Annotated in this window: 14 protein-coding genes; 5 read left to right on the top strand and 9 right to left on the bottom strand. The window is 69.1% G+C overall.

All coding sequences use genetic code 11. The annotated features are described in order from the left end of the window. Window positions 1-200: 200 nt before the first annotated feature. The 6 genes from ACZ5NW_RS34170 to ACZ5NW_RS34145 form a co-directional block, all read right to left on the bottom strand. Entirely contained in the window at window positions 201-2315 is a 2115-nt protein-coding gene (locus tag ACZ5NW_RS34170) for an FtsK/SpoIIIE domain-containing protein (RefSeq protein ID WP_468747897.1), read from the bottom strand. 82 nt (window positions 2316-2397) lie between these two features. Next, window positions 2398-2637, bottom strand: a complete 240-nt coding sequence (locus tag ACZ5NW_RS34165; RefSeq protein WP_468747896.1) for a hypothetical protein — start codon at window positions 2635-2637, stop codon at window positions 2398-2400. Between the two features lie 71 nt (window positions 2638-2708). Continuing rightward, on the bottom strand, window positions 2709-3029 hold the full coding sequence (locus ACZ5NW_RS34160) for a hypothetical protein (protein WP_468747895.1): 321 nt from the start codon (window positions 3027-3029) through the stop codon (window positions 2709-2711). Then, on the bottom strand, window positions 3029-3376 hold the full coding sequence (locus ACZ5NW_RS34155; protein ID WP_468747894.1) for an RRQRL motif-containing zinc-binding protein: 348 nt from the start codon (window positions 3374-3376) through the stop codon (window positions 3029-3031). Before ACZ5NW_RS34155 ends, ACZ5NW_RS34160 begins: the two co-directional genes overlap by 1 nt. Beyond that, window positions 3376-4206, bottom strand: a complete 831-nt coding sequence (locus ACZ5NW_RS34150) for a protein spdB (RefSeq protein WP_468748004.1) — start codon at window positions 4204-4206, stop codon at window positions 3376-3378. The genes ACZ5NW_RS34155 and ACZ5NW_RS34150 overlap by 1 nt, the downstream gene beginning before the upstream one ends. A gap of 29 nt (window positions 4207-4235) precedes the next feature. Next, complete coding sequence (locus tag ACZ5NW_RS34145; RefSeq protein ID WP_468747893.1) at window positions 4236-4505, bottom strand: DUF6284 family protein; 270 nt, start codon at window positions 4503-4505, stop codon at window positions 4236-4238. 462 nt (window positions 4506-4967) lie between these two features. Here ACZ5NW_RS34145 and ACZ5NW_RS34140 point away from each other — a divergent pair, with 462 nt between their 5' ends. Continuing rightward, the gene (locus tag ACZ5NW_RS34140) at window positions 4968-5768 is read left to right on the top strand and encodes a GntR family transcriptional regulator (protein WP_468747892.1); all 801 of its coding nucleotides are present in this window, start codon (window positions 4968-4970) and stop codon (window positions 5766-5768) included. Beyond that, on the top strand, window positions 5765-6433 hold the full coding sequence (locus ACZ5NW_RS34135) for a YdcF family protein (RefSeq protein ID WP_468747891.1): 669 nt from the start codon (window positions 5765-5767) through the stop codon (window positions 6431-6433). The genes ACZ5NW_RS34140 and ACZ5NW_RS34135 overlap by 4 nt, the downstream gene beginning before the upstream one ends. Window positions 6434-6497: 64 nt before the next feature. Here the strand turns inward: ACZ5NW_RS34135 and ACZ5NW_RS34130 are convergent, their stop codons facing one another. Both ACZ5NW_RS34130 and ACZ5NW_RS34125 read right to left on the bottom strand, forming a co-directional pair. Beyond that, entirely contained in the window at window positions 6498-7916 is a 1419-nt protein-coding gene (locus ACZ5NW_RS34130) for a hypothetical protein (RefSeq protein WP_468747890.1), read from the bottom strand. 327 nt (window positions 7917-8243) lie between these two features. Then, window positions 8244-9194 (bottom strand): aminoglycoside phosphotransferase family protein, encoded by a 951-nt coding sequence (locus ACZ5NW_RS34125; RefSeq protein ID WP_468748003.1) that lies wholly within the window; start codon window positions 9192-9194, stop codon window positions 8244-8246. Between the two features lie 10 nt (window positions 9195-9204). Between ACZ5NW_RS34125 and ACZ5NW_RS34120 the strand changes: the two genes are divergently transcribed. The 3 genes from ACZ5NW_RS34120 to ACZ5NW_RS34110 all read left to right on the top strand — a co-directional run bounded on the left by ACZ5NW_RS34120 (window position 9205) and on the right by ACZ5NW_RS34110 (window position 12044). Continuing rightward, window positions 9205-9873 carry a rhomboid-like protein gene (locus ACZ5NW_RS34120; protein ID WP_468747889.1) on the top strand — a complete coding sequence of 223 codons (669 nt, stop codon included), beginning with the start codon at window positions 9205-9207 and terminating at the stop codon, window positions 9871-9873. Between the two features lie 9 nt (window positions 9874-9882). Next, on the top strand, window positions 9883-11292 hold the full coding sequence (locus ACZ5NW_RS34115; RefSeq protein WP_468747888.1) for an NAD(P)/FAD-dependent oxidoreductase: 1410 nt from the start codon (window positions 9883-9885) through the stop codon (window positions 11290-11292). A 269-nt stretch (window positions 11293-11561) separates the two neighbouring features. Next, window positions 11562-12044: a GNAT family N-acetyltransferase gene (locus tag ACZ5NW_RS34110; protein WP_468747887.1), complete on the top strand. Its 483-nt coding sequence runs from the start codon at window positions 11562-11564 to the stop codon at window positions 12042-12044. Window positions 12045-12064: 20 nt separating this feature from the next. Here ACZ5NW_RS34110 and ACZ5NW_RS34105 read toward each other — a convergent pair whose 3' ends face one another. Continuing rightward, a complete protein-coding gene (locus ACZ5NW_RS34105; RefSeq protein WP_468747886.1) occupies window positions 12065-13561 on the bottom strand; it encodes an MFS transporter in 1497 nt (498 codons plus the stop codon). Between the last annotated feature and the right edge of the window lie 34 nt (window positions 13562-13595).

Genomic DNA, 13595 nt, shown 5'->3' with positions numbered 1-13595 from the left:
CCCTTCCGGCGCGTAGGCAGGGAGGCGGAGACACCCCCTTCGGAGTGCCGTGTGGAGGGGTGTTTCAGGGGTCTGACCTGCGCGCCTCCCTGACTCCCTGAACGATCATTTGTGCAGGTCAGAGCGAGGGAGGCGGGTCAGGGAGGCGTTCAGGGAGTTCTCCCTGTCTCCCTGACCCGTCGACGGTCGGCTCCCTGCCGTCAGTCGGCGGAAGCGGAACCCTCGGTGTCGCGGTTGGCGAGGGCGCGGGCCACGCGGTCGCGGGCGACGACCATCACGCCGTCGGACTTGTAGGGCTCCGCGCCGGCGTCGTCCAGGACGCGCTTGAGGTCGATGAACGACCAGCCGCCGTAGGCGTCCGCGTTCCGGGTGGCGAGCCGCGCCAGCACGTCCTTGGTCCGCACGCGGGGCGCGTCGCCGAGGACGGCGGCGATGTCGGCGAGCGGATCGTGCTCTGCGCCGTGCTCGATGGCGTGCAGGGTGGTCACGCCGTCGCGCAGGGCCTTGGCCCGGTCGGTGATGGCTTCGGCTGCGTCGTCGTCGATGTAGTGCGTGCGCACGGTGATGGACGACTGTCCGGCCGGGATGGTGATGCCGTCGGAGGCGACGACCAGGGTTCCCCGGTCCAGGCCCGGACGCAGCAGGTTCGGGGCGGCGCCGCCGTCGACGGCCTTGTCCCCGAGTGCCATGCGGGCCTGGGACTCGGTGCCCAGGGCGAGGGATGCGCGGGTGTGGGCGCCCTCGCGGACCAGCTTGGGAAGGTTCTCGTTGGTCGGGTCCTGGGTGCCCTGCCACATCAGCACGTTCACGGCCCGTCCCTGGTTGTGGATCTTCCGGACGGCCATGAAGTACCGGGAGTTGGCCTTGGAGCCGCCGTAGGGGCGCTTGTCGGCGTCCTTGGCCGGGCACATGAACGCCACCTGTGCTTCGTCGACCAGCACGATCAGCGGCGGGAACACCGTGCCGGGCGGCGCCTGGATACGGCGGTTCATCTCGTCGACGGCGCCCTCGACCATCTCGGTCACCTGGATGACGTGCTCATCCGTCGGTCCCTGGATCAGGGTGGTGGCGAGCCCGTCGAACATGGCCCAGTCGCCCACGCCCTTGAGGTCACCGATCAGGAACTGCACCGACTTGTCCAGCGCGAGCCACAGGGCCAGGGAGCGCAGGGCCACGGTCTTGCCCTGGTTCGACAACCCGGTGATGAGCAGGTGGCGCTGATACAGGCTCAAGGCGGCGGCGTCGCCGCGCAGGTCCTGACCCCACGGGGCACGCCCCTTGGCGTAGTCGGCGGTCATGGTGTCGTCGGTGACGAGCGGGGACGGGCCGATCGGCTCGTCCAGGGCGCCGGAGTCGGCGATCCACAGCCGCACCGTCCGCGCGGCGGTCGGGATCGTGATGAACACCTCGTGCTCGTGCCGGGTCAGGTTCTCCGCGAGCTTGCGGCGCCTGTTCTGCACCTCATTGGTCGACACACCGGAGGGAAGGGCCACGTCGACCTCCACGCCGCATCCGGCGATGGTGATCGGTCCGAGCATGGACGCGCCGGCGTCGCCCATCTCCTTGATCGCGTTGCGCAGGGCGGGCACGCCGAGGTCGCGCAGGGCCTTGACCACGATGGACGGCGTGATCGGCTCGCCCTCGCCGTTGCGGACGTTCGCGGGGAGGGCCCACTGGGGTGCGGCTTGCTGCTTGCTGCCGACCGCCCACAGGGCGAGCAGGGCGAGGAACGGCCCGAGGGTGAGGGCCGGGCCCCACACCACCTGAACGATCGTGATGAGGAGATTGACGAACTCCACCGTGGCCATGAGTGGCGTGACGACGTGCGTGACGTCCTTCGTCGCGATGGCCATGACGACGCCGAGGGCGACCAGGGAGCCGATGCCCATGCCGGCGGTGACCGCAGCGCCCTTGGCGGCTTCCAGGGGCGCGTGGAGGAGGTCCATGCGGCGGTGGTGGCGGGCGGCGCGGTAGCGCTGGCCCCGCTCCTCCCACTCCATGGCCGCGTCCATGTTTCCCGCGGCTTCCGCCGCGCGCATGAACCGCTCGTAGCGGGCGGTCGTCTTGCCGTCCCAGGTGCGGCGGCTCACGATTCGCGCCCCGCCCCACACGTACAGGCCGTGCCGGGCGACCGCGCGGGCGGCGGTCTTGGTGGTCTCGTGCGTGACCGCGTGGCGGACGGCGCGGCCGGAGCGGACCCACAGCGGGACGGGTGCGGGCGGGGCGGGGTCGGGGACCACGGTCAGCGTGGTCACGGCGGCGGGTTCGATGGACGGGTCGGTGTTCTTGTGCAGGTGGACGACGGTGTCACCCATGATGGGAGCACTCCTGACTGCCCCATGCGGGGCGGGAAGTGGAGGGAGCCCCGCCCGGCAATCGGGCGGGCGGGGCGGTGGTTCAGCGGCCGTGGCGTGCATGGTGAGCGATCTCGCTGAGCTGGGACGGCTCGACGCGGGGGCCGTCGAGCCAGCAGAACGGGCGCAGGCCGGCGGCAGCTTTGAACACGCGGATGGCGGCGCCGGGCGGGGCGTCGGGCAGGGGGTAGACGCGTCCGCCGGCCAGGGAGGCGAGCAGGCGGGCGCCGTGGTGCTCGCACCCGTCGGCGCCCGCGTTGGCGCGGTCCAGCACGGTCACCACGACCCCACCCACGCACGGGGTCGGGTCGTCGGGGTGAGCAGCCGGGCAACGGCCGTACCCGGGCGGGGTGTTCACCACCACCGCGACGCGCCCTTCTTGGCGGCCTTGGCGCGGGCGGCCTCGGTGATCAGGCGCTGGCGCTCGCCGTGCAGCGCGGTCAGCTCCGCGTTCAGCCGCGTCTCGGCGGCCGTGCCGATGGAGTCCATGCGGTTCTCCGCGCCCTGCGTGCTGCGGCCCTTGTAGACGTTGCGGGCGCCACCGGCCATCGCGCGTGTCATGGCGAGGCGTTCACGGCTGGTCAGCGGCCACCACTCTCCCCGCTTGACGGCTTCCAGCTTCTTCGTGGTCTTTTCGATCTCGCGGTCCAGGCGGCGTATCTCGGAGTTGCCCATCAGGTATTCCCTTCGGACCCATCCGGGTCGGGGTAGGCGCAGGGCACGCACATGCCGAGCGAGGTGGGAATGATGTATCCGGCGTCACGCCGGCAGGCGGGGCAGGTACGGCGGGCGGCGTTGGCCCGCTCCAGCGCCGCCCACCGCGCCGGCGTCATGGGCCGCACCGGCAGGGCGCGGTCGACGCGGTAGAGGTAGGCGACCAGCGGTCCCCGGCGGCGGCGCGGCCGTTCGAGCTCAGCGGCCACGCCTTGACCGCCCGGGCGCAACCCTTGTGCGCGGAGTTGGCGGCGTGTGGCGTAGCCGTCCGGGGCGAGCCGCCACCGGAACACTGGCAGCGCGGCCATCAGGCGACGACGCGCTTCCACGCGGCGCGCAGGCGCATCTCGGATGCGGAGTGGCCGGCCGCGCGGAAGCGGATGGCCATCTCGCGGTAGGACAGCGCGGGCGTCTGGCTGTGCCGGATCTCGTCGACCAGCGCGTCAAGCGCCGCGTCCGACAGGGCGTTGCCGTCCCCCGCCGGGAGCGCGGCAACCGGCTCTGACGGCCCCCACACGGGCAACTCCCACGCGGGCGTGACGTCGGGCGTGACGCGGGCCGTCACGCTGGTCAGCGCCCTGCCGGTGTCCTCACCCCGCCGCGCCGCCTCCAGCGTCGACCACGCATCCGCGAGGGTCGCGGCGGTCTCGGCCTGGACGCGTGCGACGCGCGCCCCCGCCTGCGTCACGGCCGTCAACCGGGTCTCCTCGGTGGAGGCTTCGGCCCGCAGTCGGGCGCGAGCCACGGCCGCCTCATCGCGGGCCTCCTGCTGGATGCCGGCGATGGCGTCCAGCGCGGCCGGGGTCAGCGCGGTGCGCTCCCACAGACCGTGCACCAGCCACAGCGCCTTCGCCGCGACCGGGAGCCACGCCACGGCCAGCCACGCGCCGCGCGAGTGGTCGACCATCAGCGCGTGCGCGACCAGGACGCCCGTGGCGACCAGGCCGAAGCACCAGCCGACGGCGGTCACCGGACGGCTGTGGTCGCCCTGCGCGGACAGGCGGCGCTCGTAAGCGAGGGTGGCAAGCCATCCGCCGTCGATGCCCAGACCGACGACCAGGGCGACGGGCCACGGCATCGCAGTGCCCAGCCACATCACCACCACGGCGAGGGTGAGCACCATGGACACCGCCGTCATCGCGACGGCGGGCAGAATCGTCCGGACTTTCACGCCGCACCGCCCGGCACGCTCGCGCCGGCCGGGCGGTTGGTCAGATCGCGGCGGGCGGCGAGGACACGGTTGCGGGCCCGGCGGATGCGGCGCGTGTCGACGTCGTTCGCGGGGCGGTCCATGGCCTTGATCTGCGCGTCGAGCAGGTCGACCTCCGCCAGGATCAGCGGGGACTCCAGCTCGATCGCGTCCAGCTCCGCAAGCGTCGGCTCACGGTCGAACTCATCGGCGGTAACAACCACCTGAACAGCACCGATGTGCTTCATGGGTCAGTGTTCCTCTCACACAGGAACGGCCCGACAGCGGTCCCGGGTCTAGCCACCCGGGGCCGCGCGCCGTTGAACGGGAACCGCGTGCGATACGCGGAGCGACCGCAGGACAGCGGTCGGAGTGCCCCGGGCGGGATTCGATCCCGCGCCCTTCACGGCTGCATGCCGGGGCTGAGGTCGTGCAGTAGTGCAGGTGTCTCCTTCGGGAACACGGGCTCCCGTTTGTAGGCGTATGGAGACGTTGGCCTTTCGGCCTAGCCATCCGGTTGACCAGGGATCCGGTGCCCTCAGCCCGCTCTGTCCCGGGCCCCTAGCCGTGCGGAAGGCAACCCAAAGAAGGCCCTTCCGTCTCGCTGTCCTAGGACTGCGAGCGGCCTGAGACGAAGATGGCACGCAGTCCTGGGACTGTCAACAGTCCTAGGACTGTGCTTCACTGGTTCGCATCGAGAGGAGTTCTGCGTGGCACCGAAGTGGCGCGACCTGGCAGACAGGCTCGCGGAGCAGATCAGGAACGGTCAGTACGCACCGGGCGCCCAGTTGCCCCAGATCCGGGAGCTAGTTGAGGCAGGGGAAGGCTCGAAGGCCACGGTCCATCAGGCATACAAGGCACTGGAGGCCGAGGGGCTGGTGACGTCCACGCGTGGCCACGGAACCGTTGTGCGGCCGCGCACTCCCCTCAAACGACTCGGTATCGCCCGCTATGACAAGGTGAAGTGGCGCGATGGGGACGAAGTCGCGTTCATCGCCGACCGCGTCGCGTCGGGTCGCTCGTACAAGCGCGACGAGCAGACGCAGACGGTGACTCGCGAGCAGGCGAGCAGCCTTGTGGCGGAAGGACTTGGAGTCCCCGTCGGCTCCGACGTCTACGCGCGCGCCCGCCTTGTGAAGGAGGGGACGCAGCCGACGCATTCTCTGACCAGCTACTACAGGCCCGAACATGTCGAGGGAACGCGCATCGTCAACCCCGCCCCCGGTCCGGCCGGCCGGGGCGGCGGGTATCGCGTCCTTTACGACGCCGGATACGAGATTGACCACATGAAGGAGGCGCTGTTCGCGCGCGTTCCCACGGCGCACGAGGTGCAGCTCCTTCAGCTCCCCGCCGGTGAACCTGTGGTCGAGCTGCACCGGACGACGTACACGGCGGACGGTACGGTCGTCGAGTTCGCCGTCGGCATCCACTCGGCATCCCGCTTCGCGTGGGAGTACGAGTTCAAGGTTCCCGACTCCGCCAACGACAATGGCGCGGAGGGTTCAGCGTGATCTCCGAACAGGACTGGCAGGACGCCCAGCTCTTGTGGGACTACCAGCAGATGCACCACGAGCCGCGCCCCTGCTCGGTCGCTATCGGTCTCGGCAGCCATGATCTGGGTGTTGCCGACACCACCGTCGACCTGTACCGGCGCGGCATGATGCCGCTGATCGTCTTCACGGGTGCCACCAGCCGGACCACACAGGACCGCATGCCGCGCGGTGAGGCTGAGCACTACCGGGATCGAGCCCTTGAGCTCGGTGTGTCTGCCGACGTCATCCTTGTCGAGCCTCACGCCCGCAACACCGGCCAGAACATCACGCTGTCCCGTGCTTTGCTCGAAGAGCGCGAGATCGATGTGTCGTCAGTCCTCCTCATCAGCAAGCCGTACGAGGAGCGCAGGGCCTACGCCACTGCGCGGAGGTTGTGGCCAGGCGTGGAATTTGTCAGCGCTTCCACGCCCATGGCACTTTCTGCGTACGTCGAGACTATCCAGGATGCGCACCTGGTGATTGACATGCTGGTCGGTTCGCTGCAACGGCTATTGATCTATCCAGCCCAGGGATTCATGATCAAGCAGGACGTGCCAACCGACGTGATCCGGGCCTACGATCGACTCGCCTCCCGTGGCTTCACCAATCGCCTTGTCTCCGAGGCGGTAGGGAGTGTCACATAAGCAAGCAAGTATCCGTATTTTCCATGCATCCCTGTCGAGGATTATGCGGGCCATCAAGTCAGGGTCATTGGCCTACGAACAATCCTGCAACATCATCCCACCCAGAGATCGTGCCGATTGTGTTTAGCAACTCCTCTGCGATCGGCGCAGCGAGGGAGGGGTCTTCCATCGCTGCACGCACCATGGCCAGCAATTGAACGGTTGTTACCAGGCAGTGCTCTCGGGGAGCGCTGAAGGTAATCATCTGGTGAGGAAAAGAAGGATTTGATCTTGCCTCAGGCGGAGTCTGTCGGTAGCTATTAACTACCAAAATCCCCTTTGCTTTCCCTGTTCCCGACAACATCTCTTCTGAGATCCATTTTTCGAGCTGTGCGGCATTCTTTTCGGCCGCGCTTCCATTCAACCCCTTCACTTCGGCTACAGCTCGATTTGACTTGTACTCAAGGACGATGTCAGCGCGCCCTTCTGGCCCCCTATTCGCCTCGAAGCCGAACAGTCGAAAGGCTTCGATGACTTGATCCTCCAATTCGTCGCCGGTGGCGTACAGTAGTCTTTTCCATCGATCGGAAATCTCGCTTGATGACTTCAGCGCCTCGATCTCGGCAGCGATTTCAGCAGCCTTTTCTTCAAGATCTGCCATCTTTGACGCGGTGGCGGCATCCTCGGCGAAGCGGTAACGGTGTAGCCAGGCTGGCGGCGGTTCCTGATCGCTGGTGCGCAGCGATTCTATCCAAGTAAGTAGCTCGACGGCTGCCTGGTCCGGCTGCTCAACTGTAACTTTGTCCTCGGCCTCCAACTCTGTGTCAGAATAGGAATCCTCGGTGTTAGAGATGTCTTCGACGTCTTCTTCTGGCTCCGGGTAATCAGGACCGATTAGATCCGGCAGGAAGAGTAGCATTCCTCCTTTGTCGTTTCGGTATACTGACCCAACACACTTGTTCGTCCCTGAGACCACTGCGATGGAATCTCCGGGAAATTCTTCGAGGATTGCCCGATACCACCATCTATCGGGGTTTGAGTCCAGAAGTGAGCGATAGTTATTTGTGCGTGCAGATATGCGCGTCCCTTCTCCTGTCGTGACTTTGAAACTCGCTGGAACCGCTCTCTCTGTCAGTTCCATGTGATCCAGAAGGGTTGTCACCTTCTGATTTCTCCCAGTGCCGGATTTCTCGCGGTTTCCCGTATCGAACCAGAAGTGTTGCTGGGGGGCGACGAAAATCGCCAGGGTGCGACCCATTTCTAGGAACTCTGCAAACTCCTTGCGTCGCCTGATGATGTCTTGCAGGAGGGCTGTCGATTCATGGTCCGCAATGCGGGGGTGCCCCTTGTAGCGGGAGCCACCCGCCGCCCACTCGTAGGTGTCCAGGGTATTTGCTGGATCCCAGACGACAACGTCATATTCAAAAATTGAGGCTCTGGCCCTAAAGTTTCCATTCACGGCACTCGGAGCGCCCAGGTATGCATCAAGTGTTAGAACGCGCATTTCTTGTCCTGGTAGGTAGTATTTGAGTGTGACATGGTGCGGGTGGTGGGATTATGCATCAACTTATTCAAGGGATGCGAGTTGTTTCCAGTAAGTCATGATGGTGATGGTTTGGGTGCTTTAAGGCTTCCGGTGCCCTTGCGTAGCGGGTCCGTCTTCGTGTCCCCTTTGACGGCAGCCTCTGACGGCAACACCGTTACACGTTGCCGTACTAGGAGGGTCGGCTGCGCACCCTGCTATGCAGGCCCAGGGGTCGAGTCCCTGGCTCCTCGGCCGCTGGGGTGAACTTGTAAAGCGAAGGTCGTCGGTTCGAATCCGACAGGGGGCTCAGGGAAAGCCCAGGTCGGAGCCCGTCTTCGGCCTGGGCTTCGGTGTGTCGGCGGTGGCTCGTCCGCGGAGCCTGCGGGCGATCTCCAGATGGTCCGGGACCGGTGGCCGGCCGCCCTCGATCTGCCACAGGCTGGTCTGCAGGACCCGCCCCAGCGTCCAGGCCCGCGCCCGTTCCCGGTCGAGCCCGAGGACGGCGGTCATCGCGTCGAAACGCCAGCGGATCTCGTCGGCGTCGAAGCGGTTGTCCAGCGCCGGGAACAGTTCGAAGCCGGGGTCGCCGGCGAGCGGCTTGGGGTCGATGGCGAGCCAGGGGCCGCGGTCGCCGGCGAGGACGTTCTCGTAGTGCAGGTCCCAGTGCAGGAGGCGGTCGCCGGGCTCGTCGGCGACCTCGCGCACGGCGGCCGCGCAGTCGGCGAGCAGGCGTCGCTCGGCCGGGTCGGGGACCCGTTCCAGCGCCCCCGGGGTGCGCTCCAGCGCGGCCGCCGCGATGTCGCCGAGCCGCCGTAGCCCGTCGGGCGCCGGCCGCGCGGTCAGATGGGCCAGCAGCCGGGCGATGACCAGGGCGGCTTCCCGGCTGTCGGGCAGGTGGGACAGCATCCGGGCCGGGTCGAGGCGTTCGAGGAGCAGGGTGCCGGTGGCCTCGTCGTGGTCGAGGAGCCGTACCGCGCCGTCGCCGTCCCACACCCGCAGCGCGACCGGCTCGCCCGCGGTCTCCTCGTCGAGGAGTTGCATCTTCAGCACGGCCGGGTCGCCGTCGGCCCGCAGCACCGGCAGCACCAGCGCGCACTGGCCGTACATCGACGGCCCGTCCAGGGTGAGGTCCCACCGCCGCAGGAACGCGTCGGCCAGGGCCGGCAGGCCGGCGACGAAGTCGCGTCCCGCCCGCCCCTTGTATCTCTCCTGCGTCCGTATCAGTTCGCCAGGAATCTCGATCACGCCTCGGACGATACTGAGGGAGATGAACCGGCTCCGGCGAATTCTTCGCGCGGCCCCGGGAGCGGTGTGGGCCTATGTCCGTGCCGCCCCGGGCACGTACGTGTGGCTCGGCATCCTGTTCATCACCACGGTCGCCCTGCACCACATGTCCCCGGAGTTCGAACGGGAGTTCCTGCGGCAGCGCTCCACCAACATCCATGAGCTGTCCAGCAACCCCGTGCGGGTGCTGGTCGCGAGCGCGATGTGGATCGACGGGGGCCACTGGGTGCCGTACGCCGTGCTGTACAGCGTCTTCCACGCCCAGGCCGAGCGGCGGCTCGGTACCGCCCGCTGGCTCCTGGTCTGCGCGGCCGCCCACGTCCTGGCCACCCTGATCAGCCAGGCCGTCCTGCTGATCGCCATCCGGCGGGGCATCGCCCCCCACTCGTACGTCGACACCCTCGACATCGGGGTGAGTTACGCGCTCGCGGGCGTCGTCGCCGTGCTCACGTATCTGATCCGGCCGCCGTGGCGGTACGCCTATCTGGTGGCCGTTCTCTTCATGTACACCGAGCCGCTGGCGGGCGCCCCGACCTTCACCGACGTCGGTCACTTCGTCTCCGCGCTCATCGGCCTCGCGTGTTATCCGCTGGTCAGAGGGCGGAAAAGTCTACGGAATCCGAAGGAGACAGTGCCCGTCGGCGACGGTTAACGTCCGGCCATGAACAGCTCGGCACCCGGTCTCGTCAACGGCGGCATCTCCTTCTGGTTCGCGCACGACGGCCTCCCGGCGGCCCGCCCGCCCCTGTCCGGCGACGCGCGCGCCGATGTCGTCGTGGTCGGCGGCGGCTACACCGGCCTGTGGACCGCGTACTACCTGAAGAAGGCCGACCCGGCCCTGCGCGTCGCCGTCCTGGAGCAGAAGTTCTGCGGCTACGGCGCCTCCGGCCGCAACGGCGGCTGGCTCTACAACGGCATCGCCGGCCGCGACCGCTACGCGCGCGTGCACGGCCACGACGCCGCCGTACGCCTGCAGCGGGCCATGAACGACACCGTCGCCGAGGTCGTCCGCGTGACACGGGCCGAGGGCATCGACGCCGACGTGCACCAGGGCGGCGTCCTGGAGGTCGCCCGCACCCCCGCCCAGCTGTCCCGGCTGCGCGCCTTCCACCAGCACGAGCTGTCCTACGGCGAGACCGACCGCGAGCTGTACGGAGCCGCCGAGACCGCCGAGCGGATCCGCGTCGCGGACGCGGTCGGCGCCTCCTGGACCCCGCACGGCGCCCGGGTGCACCCGGTCAAGCTGGTCAAGGGCCTCGCGGCGGCCGTCGAGGCGCTCGGAGTGACGGTGTACGAGTCGACCCCGGTGACCGAGATCCGCCCCGGGCGGGCGATCACCCCGTACGGCACCGTCCACGCGCCGTACGTGCTGCGCTGCACCGAGGGCTTCACGGCCGCCCTCAAGGGCCAGAAGCGCACCTGGCTGCCCATGAACTCCTCCATGATCGCCACCGAGCCGCTGACCGGGGAGCAGTGGGCGGCGATCGGCTGGGAGGGGCGGGCCGCGCTCGGGGACATGGCCCACGCGTACATGTACGCCCAGCGCACCGCCGACGGCCGGATCGCGCTCGGCGGGCGCGGAGTGCCGTACCGCTACGGGTCGCGCACCGACAACGACGGGCGGACGCAGCCGGCGACCGTCGAGGCCCTGCGCGGCATCCTCACCGACTTCTTCCCCGCGCTGGCCGGGGTGCGCATCGAGCACGCCTGGTCGGGGGTGCTGGGCGTGCCGCGCGACTGGTGCGCGACGGTCACCCTGGACCGCGCGACGGGCCTCGGCTGGGCGGGCGGCTACGTCGGCTCGGGCGTCGCCACCGCCAATCTGGCCGGTCGCACCCTGCGCGACCTGGTCCGCCTCGACTCCGGCCAGGACGGCCCGACCGAGCTGACCGGGCTGCCGTGGGTCGGCCACCGGGTGCGCAAGTGGGAGCCGGAGCCGCTGCGCTGGCTGGGCGTCCAGGGCCTGTACGCCACCTACCGGGCCGCCGACCGCAGGGAGCGGGAGCTGCGCGGGGCCGGAGGTTCGTCCCGGCTCGCGCGGGTCGCGGACTGGGTGTCGGGGCGCCACTGACCCGGCGCGGCCGCGGTGGCGTCCGGCGGGCTGTGCCGCAGGCGTGACGTGATCCGGCTGCGGTGGTGTCTGTGGGACATGCCCGCAGGCGCGACTGGATTCGGCTGCGGTGGTGTCTGGCGGATCATGCTGGCAGGTGCGACTGGATTCGGCTGCGGTGGTGTCTGGCGGATCATGCCCGCGCGCGACTTGATCCGGCCGCGGGGGTGTCCGGCGGGACCGTGCCGCAGGCGCGACCTGATCCGCCGGACAGGCCTTAGCCTCGGGGCATGATCCGTGTCGCCGTGCCTGCCGACGTCCCCGTCATCCACGCCCTCGTCCGGGAGCTCGCCGCCTACGAGAAGGCGCCGGACGAGGCCCGGGCCACCCCCGAGCAGCTGCGCGAGGCGCTGTTCGGGGAGCGGCCCGCCGCCTTCGCGCACATAGCCGTCGACGACACCACCGGCGAGGCCGTCGGGTTCGCGCTGTGGTTCCTGAACTTCTCCACCTGGCGCGGCGTCCACGGCATCTACCTGGAGGACCTCTACGTCCGCCCCGAGGCGCGCGGCGGCGGTCACGGCAAGGCGCTGCTCACCGAACTGGCCCGGATCTGCGTCGAGCGCGGCTACCAGCGCCTGGAGTGGTCCGTCCTCGACTGGAACCGGCCGGCCATCGACTTCTACGAAGCCCTCGGCGCCCGGCCCCAGGACGAGTGGACGGTGTACCGGCTGACGGACGGGGCGCTCGCCGCGCTGGGCGCGACCCGCGGCTGAGGCGGGCGGGCCGTCGGCGCTCAGGCCACCGACTCGGGGACCGGCGCCTCCGCCGCCCCGTGCTCCGGGGGCTTCGTCGTCACCATCAGGCCCGCGACCAGGCCGGCCAGGAGCATGATTCCGGCGGCCCACCAGATGGCGACCGTATAGCCGTGCACCAGGCCCTGCGGGACCACCGTCGCCTTGTCGGCGGGGTTCTGCAGATGGGCGCTGATGTACGCGGAGCTGCTGGTGGTGGCGATGGTGTTCAGCAGGGCCGTGCCGATCGAACCGCCCACCTGCTGCGAGGTGTTGACGGTCGCCGAGGTGACGCCGGAGTCGTGCGGGGCGACACCGGCGGTGGCGGTGGCGAACACCGGCATGAAGGTCAGGCCCATGCCGAGGCCCATGAGGACGAGGGCGGGCAGGATCTCGGTCGGGTAGGAGGAGTGGACCGTCATCCGCGTCAGCAGCATCATGCCGCCCGCGGCGAGGACCATGCCCGGCGCCATGAGCATGCGCGGGGCCACGCGGGGCAGCAGCCGGGCGGAGATCTGGGTGGAGCCGGTGATGATCGCGGCGGTCAGGGGCAGGTAGGCGAGGCCGGTCTTCAGCGGCGAGTAGCCGAGGATGGTCTGCAGGTAGTAGGTCATGAACAGGAACAGCCCGAACATGCCGATGACCGCGAGCATCATGGTCAGGAAGCAGCCGGCCCGGTTGCGGTCCTTGATGATGTGCAGCGGGAGCAGGGGGCTCGGCGCCCGGGTCTGCCACCACACGAAGGCCGCGAGCAGGGCCGCCCCGCCCGCGAACAGGGCGAGGACCAGGGGGTCGGTCCAGCCGCGCGGCTGGGCCTCGCTGAAGCCGTAGACGATGGCGACGAGTCCGCCGCAGCCGAGAATCGCGCCGGGGACGTCCAGGCGGACCTCCTTGTGGCCGGGGCGGTCGTGCAGGAGGGCGAGGGCGCCGAAGACCGCGATGATCGCGATGGGCACGTTGACGTACAGGCACCAGCGCCAGTCGAGGTACTCGGTCAGCAGTCCGCCGACGATGAAGCCGATCGCCGAGCCGCTGCCCGCCAGGGCGCCGTAGATGCCGAACGCCTTGCCGCGTTCCTTCGGGTCGGTGAAGGTCGTCGTCAGCAGGGACAGCGCGGAGGGCGCGAGAAGGGCGGCGAAGGCGCCCTGGAGGGCGCGGGCGCCGAAGAGCATGCCCGAGGTGGTGGCCGCGCCGCCGAGCGCGGAGGCGCCGGCGAAGCCGATCAGGCCGATGACGAAGGTGCGTTTGCGGCCCACCAGGTCGGCGACGCGGCCGCCGAGCAGGAGCAGCCCGCCGAACGCGAGCGTGTAGGCGGTGATCACCCACTGCCGGTTGGCGTCGGACATGCCCAGGTCGCTCTGCGCGGACGGCAGCGCGATGTTCACGATCGTCGCGTCCAGCACCACCATCAGCTGAGCGAGCGCGATGATCACCAGTCCCCACCAGCGGCGGGGATCGGCGTCCACGGATTCACCTGTTCGGGTGCCGGTGCCGCTCATCTGGTCAGAAGACCATGTTTCAGGATGTATCGCA

It is taken from the genome of Streptomyces sp. NPDC032126, assembly GCF_055580085.1.
The sequence above is the reverse complement of the archived record's forward strand: the minus strand, read 5'-3'. Positions and strand labels throughout refer to the sequence as shown.